Source organism: Mesorhizobium sp. BAC0120 (genome assembly GCF_033542235.1).
Lineage (GTDB): Bacteria > Pseudomonadota > Alphaproteobacteria > Rhizobiales > Rhizobiaceae > JAWRCU01.
This window is the reverse complement of sequence record NZ_JAWRCU010000006.1, coordinates 297,669-321,624: the sequence shown is the minus strand read 5'-3', so window position 1 is coordinate 321,624 and position 23,956 is coordinate 297,669. Positions and strand designations below refer to the sequence as shown.

Annotated in this window: 20 protein-coding genes and 2 pseudogenes; 13 read left to right on the top strand and 9 right to left on the bottom strand. The window is 61.8% G+C overall.

The window, feature by feature from the left end; translation table 11 throughout:
- Positions 1-77 precede the first annotated feature (77 nt).
- From SAZ10_RS16790 to SAZ10_RS16770, 5 genes are all read left to right on the top strand, one after another.
- On the top strand, positions 78-1,115 hold the full coding sequence (locus SAZ10_RS16790; protein ID WP_318610458.1) for an ABC transporter permease: 1,038 nt from the start codon (positions 78-80) through the stop codon (positions 1,113-1,115).
- Positions 1,091-2,005, top strand: a complete 915-nt coding sequence (locus SAZ10_RS16785; protein ID WP_318610457.1) for an ABC transporter permease — start codon at positions 1,091-1,093, stop codon at positions 2,003-2,005. The genes SAZ10_RS16790 and SAZ10_RS16785 overlap by 25 nt, the downstream gene beginning before the upstream one ends.
- Positions 2,006-2,974: 969 nt before the next feature.
- Complete coding sequence (locus SAZ10_RS16780; protein WP_318610456.1) at positions 2,975-3,922, top strand: alpha/beta hydrolase; 948 nt, start codon at positions 2,975-2,977, stop codon at positions 3,920-3,922.
- 116 nt (positions 3,923-4,038) lie between these two features.
- Positions 4,039-4,791 (top strand): SDR family oxidoreductase, encoded by a 753-nt coding sequence (locus SAZ10_RS16775; RefSeq protein WP_318610455.1) that lies wholly within the window; start codon positions 4,039-4,041, stop codon positions 4,789-4,791.
- Between the two features lie 66 nt (positions 4,792-4,857).
- A complete protein-coding gene (locus SAZ10_RS16770) occupies positions 4,858-5,247 on the top strand; it encodes a cupin domain-containing protein (RefSeq protein ID WP_318610454.1) in 390 nt (129 codons plus the stop codon).
- A gap of 326 nt (positions 5,248-5,573) precedes the next feature.
- Here the strand turns inward: SAZ10_RS16770 and poxB are convergent, their stop codons facing one another.
- Together poxB and SAZ10_RS16760 are read right to left on the bottom strand one after the other, a co-directional pair.
- Positions 5,574-7,307 carry a ubiquinone-dependent pyruvate dehydrogenase gene (gene poxB, locus SAZ10_RS16765; RefSeq protein WP_318610453.1) on the bottom strand — a complete coding sequence of 578 codons (1,734 nt, stop codon included), beginning with the start codon at positions 7,305-7,307 and terminating at the stop codon, positions 5,574-5,576.
- A pseudogene (locus SAZ10_RS16760) lies at positions 7,288-7,452 on the bottom strand (hypothetical protein); the annotation flags it as partial. The gene poxB and the pseudogene SAZ10_RS16760, both read right to left, overlap by 20 nt.
- Positions 7,453-8,180: 728 nt before the next feature.
- On the opposite strand from SAZ10_RS16760, the gene SAZ10_RS16755 reads away from it, so the two are divergent.
- The 5 genes from SAZ10_RS16755 (at position 8,181) to SAZ10_RS16735 (ending at position 15,580) form a co-directional block, all read left to right on the top strand.
- Positions 8,181-9,323, top strand: coding sequence for an HlyD family secretion protein (locus tag SAZ10_RS16755; RefSeq protein WP_318610452.1), 1,143 nt, complete (start codon positions 8,181-8,183; stop codon positions 9,321-9,323).
- Positions 9,323-11,662 (top strand): ABC transporter permease, encoded by a 2,340-nt coding sequence (locus SAZ10_RS16750; RefSeq protein ID WP_318610451.1) that lies wholly within the window; start codon positions 9,323-9,325, stop codon positions 11,660-11,662. The genes SAZ10_RS16755 and SAZ10_RS16750 overlap by 1 nt, the downstream gene beginning before the upstream one ends.
- A gap of 100 nt (positions 11,663-11,762) precedes the next feature.
- Positions 11,763-12,629 carry an HlyD family secretion protein gene (locus SAZ10_RS16745; protein ID WP_318610450.1) on the top strand — a complete coding sequence of 289 codons (867 nt, stop codon included), beginning with the start codon at positions 11,763-11,765 and terminating at the stop codon, positions 12,627-12,629.
- A 71-nt stretch (positions 12,630-12,700) separates the two neighbouring features.
- On the top strand, positions 12,701-14,209 hold the full coding sequence (locus SAZ10_RS16740) for a mechanosensitive ion channel family protein (RefSeq protein ID WP_318610449.1): 1,509 nt from the start codon (positions 12,701-12,703) through the stop codon (positions 14,207-14,209).
- A 291-nt stretch (positions 14,210-14,500) separates the two neighbouring features.
- Positions 14,501-15,580: a flavodoxin family protein gene (locus SAZ10_RS16735; RefSeq protein ID WP_318610448.1), complete on the top strand. Its 1,080-nt coding sequence runs from the start codon at positions 14,501-14,503 to the stop codon at positions 15,578-15,580.
- Between the two features lie 150 nt (positions 15,581-15,730).
- Here SAZ10_RS16735 and SAZ10_RS16730 read toward each other — a convergent pair whose 3' ends face one another.
- Together SAZ10_RS16730 and SAZ10_RS16725 are read right to left on the bottom strand one after the other, a co-directional pair.
- The gene (locus tag SAZ10_RS16730; protein WP_318610446.1) at positions 15,731-16,264 is read right to left on the bottom strand and encodes an inorganic diphosphatase; all 534 of its coding nucleotides are present in this window, start codon (positions 16,262-16,264) and stop codon (positions 15,731-15,733) included.
- Entirely contained in the window at positions 16,248-17,192 is a 945-nt protein-coding gene (locus SAZ10_RS16725) for a DUF6328 family protein (protein ID WP_318610445.1), read from the bottom strand. Before SAZ10_RS16725 ends, SAZ10_RS16730 begins: the two co-directional genes overlap by 17 nt.
- Positions 17,193-17,337: 145 nt before the next feature.
- Here SAZ10_RS16725 and SAZ10_RS16720 point away from each other — a divergent pair.
- Positions 17,338-17,547, top strand: a pseudogene (locus tag SAZ10_RS16720) (plasmid stabilization protein); the annotation flags it as partial.
- A 178-nt stretch (positions 17,548-17,725) separates the two neighbouring features.
- Positions 17,726-17,965, top strand: coding sequence for a hypothetical protein (locus tag SAZ10_RS16715; RefSeq protein ID WP_318610444.1), 240 nt, complete (start codon positions 17,726-17,728; stop codon positions 17,963-17,965).
- A gap of 66 nt (positions 17,966-18,031) precedes the next feature.
- On the opposite strand, the gene SAZ10_RS16710 is transcribed toward SAZ10_RS16715, so the two are convergent.
- From SAZ10_RS16710 to groES, 3 genes are all read right to left on the bottom strand, one after another.
- On the bottom strand, positions 18,032-18,256 hold the full coding sequence (locus tag SAZ10_RS16710) for a hypothetical protein (protein ID WP_318610443.1): 225 nt from the start codon (positions 18,254-18,256) through the stop codon (positions 18,032-18,034).
- A 70-nt stretch (positions 18,257-18,326) separates the two neighbouring features.
- Positions 18,327-19,955: a chaperonin GroEL gene (groL, locus tag SAZ10_RS16705; protein WP_318610442.1), complete on the bottom strand. Its 1,629-nt coding sequence runs from the start codon at positions 19,953-19,955 to the stop codon at positions 18,327-18,329.
- A gap of 58 nt (positions 19,956-20,013) precedes the next feature.
- Positions 20,014-20,328, bottom strand: coding sequence for a co-chaperone GroES (gene groES, locus SAZ10_RS16700; RefSeq protein WP_318610441.1), 315 nt, complete (start codon positions 20,326-20,328; stop codon positions 20,014-20,016).
- A 330-nt stretch (positions 20,329-20,658) separates the two neighbouring features.
- On the opposite strand from groES, the gene SAZ10_RS16695 reads away from it, so the two are divergent.
- The gene (locus SAZ10_RS16695; RefSeq protein WP_318610440.1) at positions 20,659-21,000 is read left to right on the top strand and encodes a hypothetical protein; all 342 of its coding nucleotides are present in this window, start codon (positions 20,659-20,661) and stop codon (positions 20,998-21,000) included.
- Positions 21,001-21,053: 53 nt separating this feature from the next.
- Here the strand turns inward: SAZ10_RS16695 and SAZ10_RS16690 are convergent, their stop codons facing one another.
- Both SAZ10_RS16690 and SAZ10_RS16685 read right to left on the bottom strand, forming a co-directional pair.
- Positions 21,054-21,938, bottom strand: coding sequence for an MBL fold metallo-hydrolase (locus tag SAZ10_RS16690; RefSeq protein WP_318610439.1), 885 nt, complete (start codon positions 21,936-21,938; stop codon positions 21,054-21,056).
- Complete coding sequence (locus SAZ10_RS16685; RefSeq protein WP_318610438.1) at positions 21,935-23,956, bottom strand: 3-hydroxyacyl-CoA dehydrogenase NAD-binding domain-containing protein; 2,022 nt, start codon at positions 23,954-23,956, stop codon at positions 21,935-21,937. Before SAZ10_RS16685 ends, SAZ10_RS16690 begins: the two co-directional genes overlap by 4 nt.

The window sequence follows — 23,956 nt, the reverse complement described above, 5'->3', positions numbered from 1 at the left end:
CCGATGTGAAGGATAGGCTCCACGGTCGGAGCCGAGGGGGAAACCGCAGCCTCGCGCTTTTGTGGAATGCTTTGCAGATGCCGCTCATCGCCACCGTGGCGGGTCTTTTGATAACTTCGCTGTTGCTGCTCAGCATCGAGGTGAACCCGCTAAATGTCTATGCGGCGCTGCTGCGCGGGGCGCTCGGCAGCCTGTTCGGCGTATCCTCGACATTGCGCTGGGCGACCCCGTTGATCCTGGCGGGGCTGGCGGTCTCGATCGGCTTCAAGGCGGGTTTGTTCAACGCCGGACTCTCGGGCCAAATCTATGTCGGCGGTTTCGTGGGCAGCCTGATCGGCTTCAGCATAACGTTGCCGTGGGGCCTTCATCCCGTGGCTGCAATCTTGGGAGGCGGAGTGGCCGGGGCGCTGTGGGCGTTCATACCGGCAATCCTCAGACGTTATCTCGGGGCAAGCGAAATCGTGACCTCGCTGATGCTCTGGTACGTGGCCATCGGCGTCGCCGATTTTCTCGTACGGCAGTTCTTCCGCGATCCAACGTCAGCCGCTTTCCTGATGTCGGTGAAAGTGATGCCGAGCGCAGTGCTACCCTCGATCTTTCCGGTCGGGAATGTGTCCGTGATGCTCTTCGCCTCGATCGGGGCATCTCTCCTCTTGTCATACCTCAGCGCGCGCTCGCGCCTCGGATATGAGGTCCGAATGACGGGGGCGAATCCGCGCTTTGCCCACTACTCGGGCGTACCAACGGGGCAACGCCTTGTGCTTGCGTTTTGCATCAGCGGCTTCCTGGGAGGTCTGATCGGCGCGTCCGAGAGTATCGGCATCAACCAGCGCTTCGTTTCCCAGTTCGATCCTGGGTTCGGTTTTGACGGATTCCTTGTCGCCCTGCTGGCCAACGGAAGCCTGGCCGGCTGCATCCCGGCAGGGCTGTTCCTCGGCGTGCTCAAGGCCGGCGGGGCCGAGGTCGAGCGGGCACTCGGCCTCTCCAAAAGCATCATCTGGATACTTCAGGGCTCAATCATCCTTTTCGTATCGGCCCACCGGCTGCGTTTCTTGCTAAGCCGGCTGGCCTCGCAGCTGCGGAGAGCGCGATGGAAATCTTCACCCTCTCGTTGATCGCCTCGACCTTCGTCGCGGCCACGCCGCTGATTTGGGCAGCGATGGGCGGCTTGGTGAGTCACCAGGCCGGGGTGTTCAATTTCACCCTCGAAGGCCTGATGCTGTTTGGCGCCTTTTTCAGTGTCCTGTTCGGGACGCTTACCGGAAACGTCTGGATTGGCATTCTTCTGAGCGGGTGTATTTGCATCGCGCTCAGCTTTGTCTGGGGCTGGGTCGTAATTGATCTGGGAGCGGACCAGATCATCTCCGCGCTTGGGCTGATCCTGCTCGCCCAGGGAGGTACCGTCTTCATGCTCAACTCAATGCTTGGGCAGGGCGGCGGCATTTTTTCGACTGTACAACTCGACCCCATCCGGATCCCGCTCGTTCACGGCGTTCCAGTGCTGGGGCCTTTGTTCAGCAATCATACCGCGCTTACGTATCTTTCCTGGCTGCTGCTGCCGGTGTTCGTGTTCGTGCTGCATCTGACGCCCTTCGGGCTGTCGCTGCGCGCGGCCGGAGAGCGGCCGGAAGCGGCGGAGGCGGCGGGCATCAACGTGCGCCTCATGCGCTACATCGCGGTGGCAATCACCGGCTTCTGCTGTGCGATGGCTGGTTCGCAGCTTGCGCTCGGGTTGCTGGCAATGTTCACGGACAACATGACTGCAGGGCGCGGCATCATCGCCTTCGCGGCAGTCATCTTCGGGCGGCACCGGCCGCTGCCGGTGTTCCTTGTCGCCCTTTTCTTTGGATTTGCCGGGGCCCTCACGGACCGCCTGCAGGGCTTCGGGCTACCGAGCGAGCTGCTTCTGACGCTGCCGTATGTATTGACCGTCCTGGCTCTGGCCGCTGCTGGCGCGCGATCTGTCTTCAAAGGCTTGGTGAGCGTGCCGAGTTCTAACGCGTAGGCCCGAAGATTGGATCTTCAAGCAAGTCGGGCGAGGGCCGGGGCATGTGGCAACGCACGTGCGTCGAAGATGCCGGATTTTCGCCTCCAGCTTTTAGGTCGACACAGCCACACGGGTGACGTTAGATTTTGGCGTTCGCGCCGCCCCTGCACGCCACCGATCACGAAGTGTCAACGGCGTGATCGCTTTGTCCAAGGCGTTGAAGTATTATCCATGATCCAAAGGGTTCCGTCAGCTGACCAATCGACCGGAGGCCCACAATGCCTGAGCCGTCGCGTGACTCGCTGAGCAGGGTGTCGGATTCAACCGATGGGTCGTTACCGCCGGAGAGAGCTGTTCCGGTGGAACCTAGTGCGGATAGGGTCCAAACGGCCGGCGGCTTAGCCGAAGAACACGCGCCGGCGACGAGTACCGCCGCTCAACCGCCAGAACCCGCCGAAGTTTCCGCAATGAGATCGGCTCCAGAAAGTGGCCAGCTCGTTTCGGATTTCGGCTGCCGGCAGGCGGAAATTGGCGCCGAAGCACGGCTCGAAAATCTCCGACCGGAACTACCGCAGCCGGATCTTCGTGCGCCCGCTCCAGCTCAATTCGCCGTGCTCGAGCCGCCCAGGAAGCCTCGTCGCCCATCCGGCGACGATGGCCCATGCCGGCATGGGAGCGGAAGCGCGCCGGGCAGCCTGCTCCGGGAAGCACGGATATCCGCCTGAGCAAACGTGATCACCGCATGTTGGCGCGACATGCTATGGTTCCGTTCACCAGGCAGCCCTCGGCCTGGAGGAGCGCATGCCAAGTGTTCTTACACGCCGCGAAATGATAGCCGGGCCTGATAGCGCGGCTGTGCCCGATATTCCGCGTGCGCCGCACCGAACAAACCACATGATCGGGTCGCTCAATGGTGCATTCCTGCACCACTTGCAAAATCGATTGTAGGGGGCTTCGCGAAGGGCTGAGGACGAATGGAGGAACCTCATGAGTCAGCTCGAGCCTGCCACACAAGCCTTCATCGACAGCCTTGCCGACGCAACGCCCATCTACACGCTCTCGCCTGAGGCCGCTCGCAACGTGCTCGCCGGCGCGCAGAAGTCGGTATCGGTAAAGCTCGCACCTGCGCGCAGCGAGGACCGTGTTCTCGACGTCGGCCCCAAGGGTCGCACTGACATCCGGATCTATCGGCCGGAGAGCGCCAAAGGTCCGTTGCCCGCGGTAGTCTACACCCACGGCGGCGGCTGGGTGCTGGGCGACCGCGAGACGCATGACCGGCTGGTCCGCGAGTTGACCATTGGAGCAGACGCCGTCGTGGTGTTCGTCGACTATGATCGCTCGCCCGAGAGCCGATATCCCGTCGCGGTCGAGGAAAGCTATGCCGTGCTCAAGTATGTGGCCGAGCATCCCGACGAATTCGGCGCGGATGCCAGCCGCATCGCGATTGCGGGCGACAGTGTCGGCGGCAACATGACGGCCGTGGTCGCGCTCCTCGCCAAGGAGCGCAATGGGCCTGAGGTCAAGGCCCAGCTTCTCTTCTACCCCGTCACTGACGCGTCCATGTCGACAGGCTCCTACAAGGAGTTTGCCGAAGGCCCATGGCTGACCAAGCAGGGAATGGAATGGTTCTGGGACCAGTATCTGCCCGACGTTTCCAAGCGCACCGACATTCACGTCTCTCCGATCAACGCCAGTTCGGAGCAGCTCAAGGGCCTGCCCCAGACGCTGCTCTTGGTCGATGAGAACGACGTTCTGCGCGACGAGGGCGAGGCCTATGGCCGCAAGCTCGCAGCAGCCGGCGTTCCGGTCAGGTCGGTCCGCTACAATGGCACGATCCACGACTTCATGCTGCTCAACCCGATCGCGAGCACGCCCCCGGTGCGTGGCGCCGTCGGTCAGGCGTCAGAATATTTGCGTGAGGTCTTCGCGGACTGACCGCGAGGCCCACCAGAGCAACAACCAGCCGCCCGGAATCCGGAGCGGCATGTCCGCTGACGCCGGAAGCGCAGCAGCCGGCGAACCTACGACCATTGTCGAAGGGAGGATAAACAATGAAGATCGTCGTCATCGGCGGCACCGGCCTGATCGGCTCGAAGACCGTCGCCATTCTGCGCGAGGGCGGCCACGAGGTCGTCGCCGCCTCGCCTAATACCGGCGTCAACAGCATCACCGGCGAGGGACTCAATGAGGCCATGGCGGGCGCGCAGGTGGTGATCGACCTCGCCAATTCGCCGTCATTTGAAGACAAGGTGGTGCTGGAATTCTTCGAGACCTCGGGCCGCAACCTTCTCACGGCGGAGGCTGAAGCGGGCGTTCGACACCATGTCGCTCTATCCATCGTCGCAATCGACCGGACAGACAATGGCTATTTCCGTGCCAAAGTTGCCCAGGAGAAACTGATCGAGGCTTCCGGCATCCCCTACACCATCATCCGCTCGACCCAGTTCCTGGAATTCCTCAGCGGCATCGCCGCTTCAGCTGCGGATGGAAACATAGTCAGGATTTCGCCCGGCCTGTTCCAGCCCATTGCGGCGGACGACGTTGCTGCGATCGTTGCCGATGTGGCGCTCGCGGTGCCGCGAAACGGCATCCTAGAGATCGCCGGCCCGGAAAGAGCGCCATTCAGCGAAATCGTCGCCCGTTATCTGAAGGCGGTTGGCGACCCGCGCGAGGTCGTGAGCGATCCCGAGGCCCGATACTTCGGCGGCCGGATCGAGGAGTACTCGCTCGTACCGTTGGGCGAGGCGCGCCTCGGCCGCATCGGTTTCGACGAATGGCTCCGCCGCTCACGGGCGGCGGCCTGATCCCGCATCGGAGATACGCGCAGTCTGTCCGAGCTGGTCCCGGGCAACGAACGGAGGAGGCGACTAATGACGATCAAACTCGTTGCGTTGGTTCTGCTATGCCTCATGACCGGCACGGCAGTGGCTCAGGAGCCTAAAGTCACGTCACTCATGTCTAAGGATCTTCCGGAGAATCCCGGCAGGGAAGCTCTGATGATCACAGTCGAGCATGCGCCTGGCGGGTCGAGCGCTATCCACCGACACAATGCACATGCGTTTGTTTACGTGCTGGAGGGCTCCGTCGTGATGCAGCTGAAGGGTGGACAACAGGTGACACTGACACCAGGACAGACCTTCTATGAAGGCCCTGACGATGTTCACATCGTCGACCGGAACGCGAGCAGCACGCAGCCTGCGAAATTCCTGGTGTTCTTGATCAAGGACAAGGGCGCCCCCGCGCTCGTGCCCGCACAGTGATTGTTGCGCAACCCAAGTACAGAAAGGGATCGCTGCTTCGTACGACACCGCCCGTGTTTTCGCCGGCTAGGGTTCTGCTCCCCTACCGCGAGCTGGCCGATCATCTCTCGCCCGCGCCGAGGGGACGACGGTTTCGTCCTCCTTTCTTTGCTGCTTAGGCTCGGCAGTTCCGCGGCTTACTTGGCCCGGTGTGCCGAGAGCCACGATGCTCCTCGGGAGTGGCGATATCCGGACGCTCGATCGTGAACGACGGGAATATGATATGGAACGAGACGGTGAAGGCGAATTGGATGCGCGACAACAATAGAGTTGGCGGCCTCCCGCGCCTAGCGCCAAATATTCGTTCGGGCGAGATCGATCAGTTCGTCGCCGCGGCCATTCATGACCGCCTGCACCATGAAGAGCGTGAAGCCCTTCGCCATCTCGAACGTCACCGCTGGTGGCATGGCCAGCTCCTGGCGGTTCACCACCGCGTCGATCAGTACCGGTCCGTCATGCGCCAGCGCGTCGGCAATGCCGTCATCAACCTCGCCCGGGCGTTCGAGCCGGATGCCGCGGATGCCGACCGCCTCGGCCATCGCCGCAAAGTTCGGGTTCTTGAACGCTGTGCCGAAGTCCAGGAATCCGGTCGACTTCTGCTCGAGCTCGATAAAGCCGAGCGCGCTGTTGTTGAAAACGCAGACCTTCACCGGCAGGCCGAGCTGCGTCAGGCTCAGGAAATCGCCCATCAGCATAGTGAAGCCGCCATCTCCCGACAGCGAGATCACCTGTCGCCCGGGAAACGCCTTTTGTGCGCCTATCGCCTGCGCCATCGCGTTAGCCATCGAGCCGTGCCAGTAGGAGCCGACGAGGCGTCGCATGCCGTTCATCGCCAGATAGCGTGCTCCCCACACCGTCGGCAGCCCAACGTCGCAGGTGAAGATCGCATCCTCGGTCGCACGATCACTCAACGCCTTCGCTACCTGCTGCGGATGGATCAGGGTGCCAGAGGTCTCGGCTGCCAGTCCGTCGAGGTCTCGGCGAGCCTTGGCGTAATGCTGCTGCGCCTGAATCAGGTGTCTGTTGTCACGTCTTTGCGTCAACAGCGGTAGCAACGCATCGAGCGTCGCCTTGACGTCACCGACAATGCCTAGATCGACGGCAGCGCGTCGCCCGATATTCTCCGGCCGCAGATCGACCTGTGCGATCTTGACGCCGTTGCCCTTGGGATAGAACTGTCGATAGGGAAAATCCGTGCCAAGCATAAGTAGCGTGTCGCAATCGAGCATCGCGAAATAGCCGGATGAAAACCCGATCAGTCCAGTCATGCCGACATCGTAGGGATTGTCCCACTCGACATGCTCCTTGGCGCGCAGAGCATGCACCATCGGCGCCTGAAGGCGTTCGCCGAGCGCCAAGAGCTCAGCACGCGCGCTGGCACAGCCGGAACCGCATAGCAGTGTCACACGGCCTTCGGCGTTCAGCAATGCCGCGAGCTTCTCAAGGTCCGCTTTGTCGGGTGTCACGACCGGCCTCGGTGGTAGCAGACCACTGACCGTTGGGACTGAAACATCCGCTGCTTCGCGCAGTGCAACATCGCCCGGTACGACCACGACCGATACGCCACGCCGGCCGACCGCTTCGCGAATCGCGACTTCGAGCACGCGCGGCATCTGGTTCGCATCCGAGACCAGCTCGCAGTAATGACTGCACTCGCGGAAAAGGTCTTGTGGGTGCGTTTCCTGGAAATAGCCGGAACCGATCTCCGGCGATGGAATGTGGGCGGCGATCGCAAGAACCGGAACACGCGACCGGTGGCAGTCGAACAGCCCATTGATGAGATGGAGGTTGCCGGGACCGCAGCTCCCTGCACAGACTGCGAGCGACCCCGTTAGATGGGCTTCAGCACCAGCTGCGAAGGCCCCCGTCTCCTCGTGTCGAACGTGAACCCAATCGATTTCGTTTTGGCGCCGGAGTGCGTCCGTGATGCCGTTAAGGCTGTCGCCCACAACCCCGTAAATCCGTTTCACTCCAGCCACGGCCAGAGTTGCAACAAACTGATCAGCAACAGTTCTGGACATCTCTGATCTCCGATACTTGTTCAGCCTCTCGTTGACCGCTGCGATCGTTCCCAATGGGCGAGCTTGACGTACGCCCGATATTGAAACTGTTGCTCGGGTCCAGCGACCTGTAGTCGCCCACTAGCGACGGCTTCGCCCAGTAAAGATGGTCGACGTTTCCGTTGGGTCGAAGCCCTTCTTACCGGCCTGCGCGACCGCAGACCCGACCATGCCGAGCTAATCGATCCGATACAATCAAATGAAATCATATCATCACTGCTTTGTAGATTGAGCAATTGCACAATAGTATTGGATACTTACTATACCTACTATCAGTCGACCAGCAATAGCTCAGTGAATAATTACTGAATTTTAACCAGTTAATACACGATCGCTCAGTGATTAGATGTCGTTAAATAATGGTCGATACTTTCAGCGTCCCGCACATGCGGGGTTGCCGGATGCGCTTCGGCGGACGGCCAAGCGGTTCTTGAGTACCAAAGCCAGGATGCAGCCGTTCGAGGCGGAGCGCCGTGGGGCCTTGGAGTGGCATCCCAAGCGCCCAGGGCAGGAGCACAAGCGAAGGCCGCGCCCCCGACGATCATGCACGAAGTGTCAAACGCGTGATCGCTTTGTCCAAGGCATTGAAGTATTATCCATGATCCAAAGGGTTCCGTCAGCTGACCAATCGACCGGAGGCCCACAATGCCTGAGCCGTCGCGTGACTCGCTGAGCAGGGTGTCGGATTCAACCGATGGGTCGTTACCGCCGGAGAGAGCTGTTCCGGTGGAACCTAGTGCGGATAGGGTCCAAACGGCCGGCGGCTTAGCCGAAGAACACGCGCCAGCGACGAGGACCGCCGCTCAACCGACAGAACCCGCCGAAGTTTCCGCAATGAGATCGGCTCCGGAAAGTGGCCAGCTCGTTTCGGATTTCGCCGGCCGGCAGGCGGAAATTGGCGCAGAGGCACGGCTCGAAAGTTTCAGACCGGAACTGCCGCAGCCCGATCTTCGTGCACCCGCTCAAGCTCAGTTCGCCGCGGCCGAGCCGCCCAGGACCTCAAAAATGGCAGCGATCGTCGTTGCGCTCAGCGTACTGGCGATCGTCGGTTTGTCGCTGTGGTATCTCGTCCTGCCGCAACCTCTGCTGGTGCAAGGCGAGGCCGATGCGACCCGCGTGGATATTGCGGCGCGCATCGAGGGCAGGGTCGGGCAACGGCCGGTGGAGCGCAGCGACAATGTCACGGCCGGGCAACTGCTCGTGGCGATCGATAACCCCGAACTGCTGACGAAGCTTCGCGAGGCCGAGGCGGCGAGGGCTGTCGCGCAAGCCGATCTGGCGCGCATTGAAGTGGGCACGCGCGCGGAGGTGATCGAAGAGCGCAAGGCTGCGGTCGCAGCCGCCGATGCCAATGTCACGCTTGCGCAACAGACTTACGATCGGATCAAGCAGATCACCCAGGGTGGGTATGAATCGGTCGCAAAGCTCGATGAGGCGACGGCATCGCTGGACGTCGCGACGCGAACCCGGCAGCAAGCAAAGTCCGCCTATCAGGAAGCTGTCGCGGGCTACACCGTCGAGGAACGCGGCGTGGCGCAAGCCGCTGTTGCCAAGGCGGAAGCAGCCATCACGACCCTGCAGGCGCAAGTCAACGAGATGACCGTCAAGGCCCCGATCGCGGGGCAGGTCTATCAGGTCGGCGCAGAGCTTGGAGAATATGTGTCGCCCGGAGTGCCGTTGCTCTCGCTGGTGGACCTCGGCGACGTCTGGCTGCGCTTCGATCTCCGCGAGGATCTGGTCAAGGGTCTGAAGGTGGGGGATCGGTTCAGGGTCAGAATCCCTGCACTCGGCGACTTGCAGATACCTGTCGAGGTGCGGACCATCGCCACGCGCGGCGAGTATGCCGGTTGGCGCGCAACGCGCGCGACCGGCGACTTCGATCTCAGGACTTTCGAGGTGCGAGCCTATCCGGTCGACAAGATACCCAATCTCAGGCCGGGCATGAGCGCTTACGCGGACTGGAACGGGGCACGTTGATGCCCGGCCCGCGCCGTTTCGGCATTGTCGACGTAGCGGTCCGCGAGGTGATCTGGATCTGGCGCGACAAGGTTGCGCTGCTGCTGGTCCTCGGCATCCCGTTGATCGCGTTTGCGATCCTTGCCGCCACATTCAGCAATGCGGTCATCCGCGATCTCCGGGTCGATGTGGTCGATCAAGACCGCTCGAAGATGTCCGAGACATTCGTGCAGGCGATCAGCTCGGCGCCGGGCGTTACTGTGGCGAGACGTTCCTCCGACCTCAATGGCGCCATGCACGCTGTTCGCTCCGGCGAGGCGATCGCTGCGGTGTATATTCCAGAGAATCTCGAGCGCGACATCACCGCGGGGCGCCGGCCACAGCTCGTGATTTTCTTCAACAAGCAGTTCTTCACGCCCGGCAACGTCGCCTCCAGTTCCCTTCAGTCAGCCGTATCGGCGGCCGTCGCCGACATGCCGGCCGGGCCACACAGCGCCGCCTTCACGCCTGGTCCGCTTGTCGTCGAACAATATGTGCTTACTAATCCGGCGCTGAACTACGCCCAGTTTCTGTTGCGCGCGATCCTTCCCACGGTTCTCCATATCGTTATTGCTATTTCGGGCGGCTATGCGGTCGGCTCCGAGTTCGGGTCGCGCAACATGCGGGAATGGCTGGCGACAGCTGGAGAAAGACCGCTCATCGCGCTCGTCGGCAAGCTGGCGCCTTACTTCGGCATCTTTGCCGTGATGATGGCTGTCGGGCTCGGGATCATTCACGGCTTTTTCGAGATACCGTTCCGAGGCGCCCCTGTACTGGTCGGGGCGGCTGCTTGCCTGCTGATCATTGCCTATTTGGCGCTGGGCGCGCTCCTGCAGCTTCTCACAGGGAATCTGGCCTTCGGCCTCAGTCTGACCGGCATCATCTGTTCGCCGGCGTTCGGCTTTGCGGGCGTCGGATTTCCGGTTTTGGCGATGAACCTGTTCGCGCGCGCCTGGGGTGCGATCCTGCCGCTGCGCTGGTACGTCCAGATCCTGTTCGATCAGGCAGCCCGTGGCGTGCCGGCAGCAGATTCCGCAGAGCCTTTCATGATGCTCGGCGGATTGGCAGTCGCCTATTTCGGCTTGGCCTGGCTGAGGCTGCGCTCTGTTGCCCGTCATATACCGGCAAGGCCGGTCGACGTGCCCGAACAGGTGAGGCCGGGCAAGATCGGTATTGTGCAGGCATTCGCCGACGAATATGGCCGCGTTCTCCGCGACCGCAGTGCCTTCGGCCTCATGATTATGGCACCGATCATCTATGGAGTGTTCTATCCGCAGCCTTATCTCGGCCAGCTGATCAAGGACATTCCAATAGCGATCGTGGATGACGATTCCTCGGACGTCAGTCGCTCGATCATTCAGGCGGTCAACGCCGACGAGGCCGTCAAAGTGGCGCTTCGACCTACGACATTGGCCGAGGCTCAGGCGGCACTCGCACGACGTGAGGTGTTCGGCATCCTGAGCATTCCGGCAGGAACCGAGCGCGACATCCTGAAGGGTGACCAGGCCAGGCTGCCTGCCTATGTCGATTCGGCATATTTCCTGCTCTACAACCGGACCCTGCAGGGTATCCAGGAAGGTGTGGGCGCGGTGAATACCGATCTCGCGGCGCGCAGCGCGCGCCCGGACGGCAGCCTCTACCGGGCGGCTCTCGCGAACAGCTCGCCCGTGGAGATCCTGAACCAGCCATTGTTCAATCCAACGGGCGGCTATGGCAGCTATGTCGTTCCTGCCGCCTTTCTGCTGATCCTGCAGCAGACGCTGCTGATGGGCTCGGCAACGCTGGGTGGGGCGGCTTATGAGCAGGGCGGTCCGAGCTCTCGTTGGCGTCGTGGTGCGGTGTCGGCGGTGATCGGCCAGAGCCTCGCGCATCTGGTGCTGGCACTGCCGGGCTTTGCGCTTTTTCTCGTCGTCCTCCCAAGGGTCTACGGTTTCTCTGCAAACGATCATCTGCTCGACCTGATCGTCCTGACCATTCCCTTCATCCTCTCGGTCAGCTTGCTCGGCCAGTTCGTCGGCAGCTGGTTCAGGCGGCGCGAAACCGCGGTGCTGATCTTCATTGGCATCAGCCTTCCAATCTTCTTTCTCGTTGGCGTCGCATGGCCGCTGGAAGCGATCCCGCAGATCATGCGGACCGCCAGCATTGTCCTTCCGAGCACCTTCGCGATCGACGGGCTCGTGCGGATCAACCAGATGGGAGCGACCTTGGCGGATGTTTCGAAGGACTGGATCCGCTTGTGGATCCTGACAGGCGTCTACGCAGTCCTGACGATCGTTGCCGCCTGGATAGCTTCGGGCAGAAGGGTTTCCGATGCGCGCTAGACCGGGACCTGGCTTTGCAATCGTGGTAGTTGCCGCATGCCTAGCTGGCATAGTTTCCCAGGCATCGACACAAGAGCAAGGCAAGGTGCCGATTCCTGGCATGGTTCGACAGACCGAGATCCGCATTGCGCCCGACACGACTGGGCGACTTGCTACAATCGCGGTCACGCCGGGCCAGCATGTCCACAAGGGTGATCTCCTCGCCGTTCTCGACAACCCCGAACTGACAGCGGCCCTCGGCGAAGCGAAGGCCGCCGCGGCGAGCGCCAAGGCGGAGCGGGATAGGGTCTACTCCGGCGTCCGTGCGGAAGAGGTCGCAATCGCCGCGCGGGCGGTCCAGACGGCCAAAGCCAATCTTTTGCTCGCCCAGCAGCAGTATGACCGCGCAGCTGCCCTTGCCGGCAAGAGCTTCGCGAGCAAACAAACGCTCGACGAGAATACAGCCGCGCTTGCCAAGTCGAAGGCCGATCTCGATCTCAAGCAGGCGCAGGTCGCGGAGGCAAAGGCGGGTCCAACCTCCGAGGAGCGCGCTCTGGCCGACGCTCAGGTAACGCTCGCAGAAGCGACGGTCGCGGAACTCCAGGCCCAGTTGGACAAGACCAAGCTGGCGGCACCGACGGACGGTACAATCGGCATCCGCGTTGCGGAACCTGGTGAGATCATTGGGCCCGGAAAGCCGGTGATGACAATGGAGGCGGATGGCCAGGCCTGGTTCGCCTTCACGATACGCGAGGACGACCTGCACGACATTACGCTGGGTAGAACGGTAGCGGTGACGGTGCAGGACGGGCGCCAGATCGAGGCTCGCGTGACGGAACTGCGCCCGTTAGGCGAATTTGCCACCTGGCGTGCGGCCCGCGCCGTCGGCGACCACGATCTCAACTCTTTCCGGCTCCGCCTCGATCCAAACGGCGATGTGGACGGACTGGAGCCCGGGATGACTGTCTGGCTCGCCGCTCATCCTTAAGCCTCCCGAGTGCTTCGCGCGGGATCGCCGGTGGCGGCGTCAAGAGAGACCGCAAGCATGCAGTCAGCAAGATGTCGAACTACAGTGACATTCCAGGCGTCATAGCTGATCCGATCGTCCAGACCGGGTTGCTTGCGGCCGTCGGAGCCCTGGTGACGCGTGTTCTCCTGCGTGGTCACCCGACGCGTCGTCTGATCGGCCAGTTGGCGTTCTTTTTGGCGCTTACCATCCTGCTGCTCTATCACGGCATCATTCCCTACGAATCCGGCCCTGCGAACGCGTCAACGCTGCAGCGCGTATTCATCGGGATCGCCAAGATCATATGGTGGACCAACGCCGCGTGGTCGCTGATCAGCGTCGTCCGCGTCTTCCTGACCTTCGAACGGCAACCCCGCGAGACGCAGCTTCTTCAGGATCTCGTTGTTGGCGTGATCTATGTCGGGGCGATCCTCTCGGTCGTCGCCTATGTCTTCAATGCGCCGGTCGGGACCTTGATCGCTACGTCCGGCGCGGTTGCCATTGTCCTCGGCCTTGCGCTGCAGAGCACCTTGAGCGATGTCTTTTCGGGCGTCGCGCTGAACCTGGCCAGGCCTTACAGGATCGGCGACTGGCTTGTGCTGAGCAGCGGCATCGAAGGCAGGGTCGTCGAGACGAACTGGCGGGCGACACATCTTCTGACGGGTGCGAACGATCTGGTGATCGTCCCTAACAGCGATCTTGCGAAGGCGCGGCTGACCAATCTCAGCAGCCCCGAGCGAAGCCACGGCGTGACGCTCACGGTCCGGTTCCGGCCGACCACGGCGCCGTCTGCCATGGCCGAGGTGATGCGCTCCGTTCTCATGAGCAGCAACTCTATACTCACCAAACCCGACCCCGCCGTTGAAGTGCTCTCCCTCGACGGAAGCGCGGTCGAGCTGGAGCTGAGCTTCAGGGTTGCCGACCTTGCGATGGCTTCAAAGGCGAAAAGCGAGATCCTCGACCTGATCTATCGTCATGCCAAGGCAGCCGGATTGGTTCTTTCGTCTCCGGAGGGCGCCGCCATTGCAGACGCTGCACCGCAAACCGATGAGCCGATGTTTGGGCATCACAGCACGGCCTGGCGGCTCCTCGACGCCATCGCGCTGTTCGCCTCATTGACCGAGGACGAAAAGGAAGCGCTGGCATCGACAATGGTTCGTCGGACCTTCCGCAAGGGCGAGATCCTGGCCGAGCAGGGCGCGGTATTGAAGTCGCTCATGATTGTGCGCAGCGGGGTCGCGGCGATAATTCGGCGCGACGGAGTGCACGAAACGGAGTTGGGGCGCTTGGCTCCCGGGGACTTCTTCGGCGAAGGCGGTCTTCTGACAGGCGCTGGCGAGTCAGGGACGATCCGGGCTCTGACCTTCGTTGTCGTGTTTGAAATCACGCAGGAAGGGTTAGCTCCCTTGATGCGCGACCGTCCCGCGATTGCAGATGAGCTGGCGTCGCTTCTCGCCAAGCGGAACGCATCCGAGCTGCTTCGGCTTGGGCACAGCGACGGCGCTGCTGCCGCGACGATACTACCGCTCGGGGCGCGGATCCGGCATTTGTTCAACCTTTGACTTCCCGGATTGGTTCGCTCGCAAGGGCCACTGGGCGCGGCAAATTCACTCGCCCACGACTGAAGAAACGTTCCACGGAACAATGCGGTGGGCCAAACTAACGGCTTTCGAGCTTGTCATGTCCAGCAGAGTAATTCGCCTTATGGCCCCTTAAGAAAGGCTTCCTCCCTATGATCAAGGCCTGTTCTGAAGCCAGAATCCTTCTTTTGGAACTTGTCGAACAACTCAGTCGTTCACCGGCCAACTGTCCCTGCGGTGTCCTGGGTGATGCCACGCACAATGAGAATAGTCATGGCCGCGCCGATGCCTCGAGAAGGAATGCCAAGTCCCAGGCTTGACGAGACGGAATTCAAGTCTCGCTACCGCCAACAATTTTGCGACCCCGCTTTCGATAAGGTACGCGAAGATATCGAACGCATTGCTGCTGTGGCGTGGGATAGTTACCGGCATTCCAGAAAGAGCCCTTTGACAAAGAAGGCGGGTCCGGGTTTCGCCGATCCGAATTATGACCTTTCGATCGACTGGCTTGAGGCCCGCGCCGCAATCGCGGCCGCGCAGTCGAGGTACGAGGACCGATCGGGTCCGTTGCGCATCCTCATCATCAATGGATCATCTCGGAGTGAGCATACCTGTCCCGGCGAGATGTCGAAGAGTTACCGGCTCACCGAGATCGCTCGCAGCGCTGTGGCCGAGCAAACGCCTGTGAAGGCAACGATCCTCGACCTTTCGAGACTCGCCTCGGAATATGGACGGAACATACACCCCTGCAAGGCGTGCTTTTCGACGGCGGCTCCGCTCTGCCATTGGCCGTGCTCTTGTTATCCGAACCACTCACTCGGACAGGTTCAGGACTGGATGAATGACATCTATCCTCGATGGGTCGAAGCGCATGGCATTATGATCATCTCGCCGGTCAACTGGTATCAAGCGAGTTCGCCGGTCAAGCTGATGATGGATCGGCTGGTTTGCGCCGATGGGGGCAACCCTGATCCGACTCTGACGCAAGGCAAGGACGCCAGGAGGGCCAAGCAGATCGAAATGGACGGCTGGGACTATCCTCGCCATCTCGCCGGCCGGCTGTTCTCGGTCGTGGTGCACGGTGATGTCGAGGGCGCCGAGAACGTTCGTCGATCACTGGCCGACTGGCTGCGCTTTATGAAGCTGGTGCCTGCGGGACCGCACGCCGAACTCGATCGCTACATCGGTTACTGGAAGCCCTACGCCAGCAGCCACGATGAGCTCGATCGCGACAATGACGTTCAGCAAGAAGTGCGCAATGCCGCTTTGGCCCTGGCAGAAGGCGTGATGGAGCAAAGGGCAGGGCGGTTCAAAGTTATTGGCGCTTCGCGCGAAGACCCTCGGCAGAAATAGCTGATTTTTCTTTTTCCGCTGACGAAGTCGGCTGCCGCAATGCCCCGCTAGAGCAGGATGAATTGGAGCGGAGTCATTCATCCTGGTCTAGCTCTTTGTTTTTGCAGCATGATCTTACCCGAAAAATCTGCAACTTTTCGGGATCATGCTCTAGCGACGTGCGGCAAAAGCCTTCATACCCGCTTTGATCGAGTCGAGCGCTTCACGCGTGTCATGCCATCCTTTGAATTTTATGGTCTTTCCGGTTCCGACGACCGATGACAAGAAGAACTGCTCGATTTCCCTACGAAGCCGATCCGGTACGCCGGCGGCCGCAACCTGCTCGTCAGCTGCGTCCTCTTTGTGCGGAGAGAAGACATAGCGGTCGTTGCGGACGACTATGCCGTCCTGGTCTTTTTGCTTGACGCACAACGCACCCAGCAGATCGCACTTAATGACGATCCCCGGAGCGGTCGCCGCCTGATGAATAACAAGTCCGTCTAGAGGGTCGCCATCATCCCCAAGCGTTGAAGGGACGAAGCCCCAGTCATAGGGATAAATCATCCCCACGGGCAACGGCCGCTTATAGCCGAACGTCTGGGTCTCCGGTTCGTAAGCAAATTTGGCTGCTGCCCCGCGCGGGGTCTCGACCACGACCCTGATCAGCCCTTTCGTGGTGGTGGGGAGACTAAGATAGTTGGGCATCCGTCGGTTTCCTTGTCGACATCTGCGTGCGCCGCAGCCAGAGCGGAACGGCGTACCAGAGCGCAGCGAGGGCTATTCCAACCACCGCCGCACCTACGGCCGCAAGCATCCGATCGTGAAATATTGCCACGGTCGCGACATAGAAATCGGTCGCGATGCCGATGAGGATCGGGGCGAGCGCCGCCGTCACCAGCAGCGATCCAATCGTGTGAAAGCGGAGCGCGTCACGACCGGCAAAGGACAACCGATGTACGGTGGCTGGCGTCAGGAGTAGCATGATTGCCAGAGCAATAGCGCAGAGTGATACGAAGTGGACCGTACGGTCGATCTTGGAAAGCTCGGAAAAAGTGCTGGTCATCGTGACGGCGAACTGGAACCCGAGCAGCGCCTGTGCGCCTGGTAATACAACGCGCGCCTCTGTCAGCATCTGGTCTATGCGCTCGTGCAGATCGATCTGCATATTGTCTGGCAACGGCTTACCCTCTCGCTCCGAGACAGGAACAAATCTCCTCAGTCCGATCCCGACGCCATACCATAGAGACAGCGCCAGCACGGCCGCTGCAACAGACGCCGCCGCGGCCATTCCCGAGCCGCCATAGGGCTCGATCACCACGAAGAAATCGCAGGCGAGCGCGATCCCGAATGGCAGCAGGGCAAGGTTGGCGAACCAGCCTGCAGCCCGGAAGATCCGGTGGGTTGGGAGACCCCGTTCGACCAGGCGATGTTGGGAAGGCGCAGCAATCAGGAGGGCCAAGGTGGCCACGATGCAGCAAAGCCCCAAGCATGAAAGAAACCTCACCTCTTCTGATGCCGATGCGAACCGCTCCTGAAAGGCACCTTGCAACTGGAATCCGAAGAGGACCTGCGTCCCCAGCATCTGCATGCGCAGTTCGTCCAGCGCAACGTGCAGCGTCTTCTCGAATTTCATGACGATGACCGCTTCTGGGATTTGAATGCGAAATCGGGGCGCAGGTTCCTTAGCCGGCGCAGGGAGGGGCGGTCGTGCTGCTCCCTTGTCGGAACCCGTTGCAGGCGCAGACCGTTGACCACAATCATCCCAAGGAGAATTTGCGATGCCACAAGGCGACAAGGACAAATATACCGACAAGCAAAAGCGCAAGGCGGAGCACATCGAGGAAGGCTATGAGAAGCGCGGTGTCTCCGACAAAGAGGCTGAGCGGCGGGCTTGGGCGACGGTGAACAAAGAGTCCGGCGGAGGCAAGAAGTCGGGCTCCGGTCGCGGTCACAAGGAGTCGCATGCCTCCTCCCGCAAAGGTGGTCACGCCTCGCACACGCATCACTAGCAACCGAAAGGCGGCCGGATGCCCGGCCGCCATTCCCCAGAACGATCCGCTTGAGGCTGGCAGCCACAGGACCGAGCGCTCATCGTTCACCTTCTCGATGGCGCCGAGCTGCTGGGTTAGTCAGAGGCTCCTGGGGTTCAGTCTGCAGGATCGCCCGATGATCCGTTTAGCCGCCTTGTTCGGTCTTGCGTCATTGATCGCCGCCGTGAGCCTCAGTCCACGGATTGCGGCCGCCGAGGACGAGCCGGCTTATGGACCGGAATTGCAGGGGTTCGATTACGCTTACCCGGTAATGCGCTTCACGTTCTCTTCGCAGGGCCAGGAGTTCCAAATGGCCTATCTCGACGTGAAACCGCCGAACCCGAACGGCCGCACCGTCGTGCTGCTGCATGGCTAGAACTTCTGCGCCGCCACCTACTGACGAAATAGAAGCGGTCTCTTGGGGCGTAAAGTTCCTTCTGCGTCAGGCAGCGGTCGAAGCATGGGCCGTCGCCGAGACCTGCTGCGCGGCGAGAAACATCAGCACCGATGCAGCCGTTCGCCGATTCCAGCCTGCGGATTCAGCCATGTCGAGCAAGCCCGTCAGCAGCGGCCTCAGCGCGCTCCTGCATTCGGTTTCGTAAGCCAGAAAGTCTCTTGCCGGATGTGTCGGAGACGGAACAGCTCCGGCGGTCGTCATCATGTTCATGGCACGCTCCAAGTGGTCCAAACCGGCTGCCCGCTCCCGGCAAGGGGGAGCAGGCAGCCTTTATGATGCTTTAGAAGTCCATGCCGGCGCCGGCGGGCGGTAGAGGCGCGGCTTCCTTCTTGGGCTTCTCGGCCACCATGGCCTCGGTGGTCACCAGCAGGCCGGCAACGGATGCGGCGTCCTGAAGCGCGGTGCGCACGACCTTGGCCGGATCGATGACGCCCTGCCTGTAGAGGTCGCCGAATTCGTTGGTCTGGGCGTTCCAGCCATAGGCGAAATCGCTCTTCTCGCGCAGCTTGCCGACGATGATCGAGCCTTCCGCGCCGGCATTCTCGGCGATCTGCCGGGCGGGCGCCTCGATGGCCCGTCGTATGATGTCGACACCGTATTTCTGGTCGGCATTGGCGGTGATGACATTATCGAGGGCCTTTACCGCCCTCAGAAGCGCCACGCCTCCGCCGGGGAGGATACCTTCCTCCACCGCCGCCCGCGTGGCGTGCAGCGCATCGTCGACGCGGTCCTTCTTCTCCTTGACCTCGACCTCCGTCGAGCCGCCGACGCGGATCACCGCGACGCCGCCTGCGAGCTTCGCAAGACGCTCCTGCAGCTTCTCGCGGTCGTAGTCCGAGGTGGTCTCCTCGATCTGCTGCTTGATCTGGGCGACGCGGCCCTGGATCTCGGCCTTCTTGCCGGCGCCGTCGACGATCGTCGTGTTCTCCTTCTCGATCACCGCCTTCTTGGCCCGCCCGAGCATGTTGAGCGTCACGTTCTCAAGCTTGATGCCGAGATCCTCGCTGATGGCCGTGCCACCGGTGAGTATGGCGATATCCTCGAGCATCGCCTTGCGACGATCACCAAAGCCAGGAGCCTTGACGGCCGCAACCTTCAGGCCGCCGCGCAGCTTGTTGACGACAAGCGTGGCGAGCGCCTCGCCCTCGACGTCCTCGGCGATGATGAGCAGCGGCTTGCCGGATTGCACCACGGCTTCCAGAACCGGAAGCAGCGCCTGAAGATTGGCGAGCTTCTTCTCGTGGATGAGCACGTAGGGCTCGTCCAGCTCGACGCGCATCTTTTCCTGATTGGTGATGAAGTATGGGGAGAGATAGCCGCGGTCGAACTGCATGCCTTCGACCACCTCGAGCTCGGTCTCGGCGGTCTTGGCCTCCTCGACGGTGATCACGCCCTCATTGCCGACCTTCTGCATCGCCTCGGCAAGGAAGCGGCCGATCTCCGCATCGCCATTGGCCGAAATAGTGCCGACCTGCGCGATCTCGTCGTTTTTGGTGACCTTTCGCGCGTTGGCCTTGAGCTCTGCAACCACAGCCTCGACCGCCTTGTCGATGCCGCGCTTGATGTCCATCGGGTTCATGCCCGATGCAACGGCTTTGGCGCCCTCCCTGACGATTGCTTGGGCAAGAACCGTCGCGGTCGTGGTGCCGTCGCCGGCCAAGTCATTGGTTTTGGAGGCAACCTCGCGCACCATCTGTGCGCCCATGTTCTCGAACTTGTCTTCGAGCTCGATTTCCTTGGCGACGGTAACGCCGTCCTTGGTGATGCGCGGCGCGCCGAATGATTTGTCGATGACGACATTGCGGCCCTTGGGCCCGAGTGTGACCTTCACCGCATTGGCGAGGATATCGACCCCGCGCAGCATCCGCTCACGCGCGTCGGAATGGAATTTGACTTCCTTGGCAGCCATGGATCACTCCTTCAATAGGCAGCTTTCGTTGACTGTTTGAGCTTGGTTTGCGGGCCGATCAGGCCGCCTTCTTGAGCTTCGCTGTTTCTTCGATCACGCCCATCACGTCGCTTTCCTTCATGATCAGCAGGTCCTCGCCGTTGAGCTTGATCTCGGTGCCGGACCATTTGCCGAACAGAATGCGGTCGCCGACCTTCACGTCGAGCGCGACCAGCTTGCCGCTCTCGTCGCGGGCGCCAGGACCAGCGGCGATGACTTCGCCCTCCTGTGGCTTCTCCTTCGCAGTGTCAGGGATGATGATGCCGCCGGCCGTCTTTTCCTCCGCCTCGATACGGCGGACCAGGATACGGTCGTGCAATGGACGGAACGTCATATCGTTCTCCTCACGGACAAACAGATTGTGAGAGGTTCCTCCGCTCCGGAAGGGTCCCGGAACGTGGCACGCGAGCTTCTACAAACCTCGCGCGCATGGCGAGTTAAGTTTGAGCTTTTCGGCTTTCAAGAGGTCGCGCAAAATTTTTTGGCACTCGCTATCGGTGACTGCTAACGACGTGAAAACATAGGGTTAATTTGATCGAAGCCGAGTTTCCAGGCTTGAATTTCCCGCGGGGTCGAACAAGATCATCCTCGTGCCCGGCGACGCATCGGGCAGACGGAAAACCAGACCCCGAACAAAGGAGTTTTTTGGAAACGGAGGAATTCGATGGAGCGCCAGAACTTCTCGACGATCATCCCCTCGCTCGCATCCGAAACATCTGATTTCTCGCTCGACCGGCTGCTCTCGCCGGCGCAGCACTTCAAGCATCCCGATGACGTGCTGAACGACCTTACGCTCGATCTCCAGGAAAAGCGGGCGATCCTGTCGTCCTGGGCATCCGATGCCTGCGCGGTCGAATCGATGCCCGCCTTCCGTCATCCACCTGGTGTCGAGGAGCCAGTGTCCTTCGATCAGATCATGGATGCGCTGCGCCAGCTCGATGGAGCGGCCGCACCATCACTTCCGACCACCGATCACCAACACATGTTCGACCGCGTGGTCGCGTGAAACTGATGGGTACAACGGTCAGCAGGGGACTATCCGCGCCGCCCGGCGTCGGCTCAGCTCCAGGCCGCGCCGTCCAGGGCGTCGATGGGAAACTTCAGGTATCGCCGGCCATTGGCTTCCGGTTCCGGCAGGCGGCCGCCGTTGATGTTCACCTGCAGGGCATGCAGGATGAGCCGCGGCATCGGCAGGGTCTTGTCGCGCGCCTCGCGCATCGCCACGAAATCAGCCTCGCTGCGGCATCGCGAGATATGGATGTTGTTTGCGCGCTGCTCCGCGACCGTCGATTCCCAGAGCGGTTCGCGGCCTCCCGGCTGATAGTCGTGGCCGGTGAAGAGGCGCGTCTGATCAGGCAGCCTTAATATTTCCTGGATCGAACGCCAAAGGCGGCTGGCGCTGCCGCCGGGGAAATCCGCCCGCGCCGTGCCGCTGTCTGGCATGAAAAGCGTGTCATGGACGAAGGCGGCGTCACCGATCACATAGGTGATCGAGGCAAGCGTGTGTCCCGGCGAAAAGAGCACCCTGGCCGGGATCGAGCCGATGACGAAGCTGTCGCCTTCGGCGAAAAGCCGATCCCACTGCGAGCCGTCGCAACGGAAATCCGGCCAATTATAATAGCCCTTCCAGAGCTCCTGCACCTCGACGATCCTGGAGCCGATCGCGGTCGGTGCGCCCGTCTTCTGCTTCAGGTAGAAGGCAGCGGAAAAATGGTCGGCATGCGGGTGTGTGTCGAGGATCCACTCGACCTCGAGCCCCTCCTCGCGCAGGTAGTCGAGTATGGCGTCGGCACTGCTCGTAGCCGTCGCTCCCGATTTCTCGTCGAAATCCAAAACCGGATCGATGATGGCACATTTCCGCGTCGCCGGATCCGCAACGACATACTGGATCGAGGACGTACGGTGATCGAAGAAGGCCTTCACCAGTGGCCACTCTTCAGTCATTGTTGCTTCCTCGATGTTGGCCGCTCCGCGGACGGTGTTGCCGATGGGGCGAGCGCACCATGCTCAGCCCAATACATCGGGCCCCCGGTCCAGGCCGGCCAGCCATAGCCATGCACCCAGACAACGTCGACGTCGGAGCTTCGCAGCGCAATCCCTTCGGCGATGATCTTGCGACCTTCCTCGATCATAGGGGACAGGCAGCGATCGAGTATCTCGGCATCCGAAACCGGTCGTCGTTCCACGCCGGCGCGGACCGAGAGCCCGGCCAGCATTTCTTCGACGATCGGCGCAGGCTTTGGCTTGTGACTCGCGTCATAGTCGTAATAGCCGGCGCCACTCTTCTGGCCAAAGCGCCCAGCCTCGCAAAGCAGCTCGTCCATCGTCGAACCGGTCGAGCGTTCGGGCGTCCAGCCAAGGTCCAGTCCTGCGAGATCGGCCATGGCGAAGGGACCCATTGGCATGCCGAAATCGTACAGCACCCGGTCGACGTCCCAGGGCAGCGCGCCTTCGAGGATAAGCTGGTTGGCTGCCCGCTGGCGGCGGGCCAGCATTCTGTTGCCGACGAAGCCGTGGCAGACTCCGACCACGACGCCCGTCTTGCCGATGCGGCGCGCCAGCGCCATCGCAGTCGCCAGGACGTCGGCGCCGGTGCGCGCTCCACGCACGATCTCAAGCAGCCGCATCACATTTGCGGGGGAAAAGAAGTGCAGCCCGAGGACCTGCGCGGGCCGGGAGGTTACCGCTGCTATTTCGTCGACGTTCAGGAAGGAGGTATTGGTGGCAAGAATGGCATCCGCCCGCGCCACACCGTCAAGCCGGGAAAAAATCGCCTTCTTGACCTCCATATCCTCGAAAGCGGCCTCGATGATCAGGTCGCAATCTGACAGCGCCTCGATGTCGTCGACGCCGACGATCAGCTCCATCCTTGCTTCCAGCTCCGTCTCGCTCAGGCGGCCGCTCTTGAGGCTGCGTTCATAGTTGGTCCGGATCGTGGCGAGGCCTCGATGCAAGGCTTCCTGCCTTGCATCTGTGAGCAACACGGGAATGCCGGCATTTGCCATCGCCATGGCGATGCCGCCGCCCATGGTGCCGGCTCCAACCACGCCGACCCTGGAAATGTTGCGGGCTTCGAGGTCGGGCGGCAGGCCCGGAACCTTTCGGACCTCGCGTTCGGCAATGAACAGGTGGCGCATCGCGGCCGACTGAGGACCGTTTTCAAGCCGGTCGAAAGCCTCCGTGTCCGCTCTGACTGCGGCGTCGAAGGGGAGGGTAAGCCCGGCCTCGATCGACAGGATCGCCTGGTCGGGCGCGTCCTGGCGGCGCAAGCGCCGTGCATTGCCGGCGCGAAAGCGCTTGAAGAGGGCGGGATCGGCGCGCGCCTCTTTGATGCGGGCATCGAGGTCGCGTGTGCGGCGCGGCGGCTTGCCGGCAAGCGCCTCGGCATGCGCGACCGCAACCTCCCGCAGGACGCCAACCCCGCCGACACTGTCCACGATGCCCATCGAATGAGCCTCGCCAGCCGATATGGGATTGCCTGACGTGATCATCTCGAGCGCCGCCTTGGCGCCCGCAAGCCGCGTCAGCCGCTGGCAGCCGCCGCAGCCGGGGATCAAGCCGAGCTTCACCTCGGGCAGGCCCATCCGCGCCGAGGAGGTTGCGACACGCGCGTGGCACGCCATGGCGAGCTCGAACCCACCACCCAGTGCGGTGCCGTGGATTGCCGCGACGACAGGCTTTGCAAATCTTTCGATCGTGTCGGCGAGCGTCGGCAGGTCTGGCTCAGCCATGGGCTTTCCGAACTCGCTGATGTCTGCGCCGGCGAAGAAACCTTTCCCCGCGCAGATCAGCACGACCGCTGCGACCGCGGCATCGTCTGCGGCTATCGCAAGCCCTGCGGCGATGCCCTGGCGTACCGCAGCCGAGAGCGCATTGACCGGCGGCGCGTCAACGGCGATCACCGCGACCTTGCCGGAGTGTGCCAATGTGGTCACCGCGTTGATCCGCGTTTCCGAAGACAT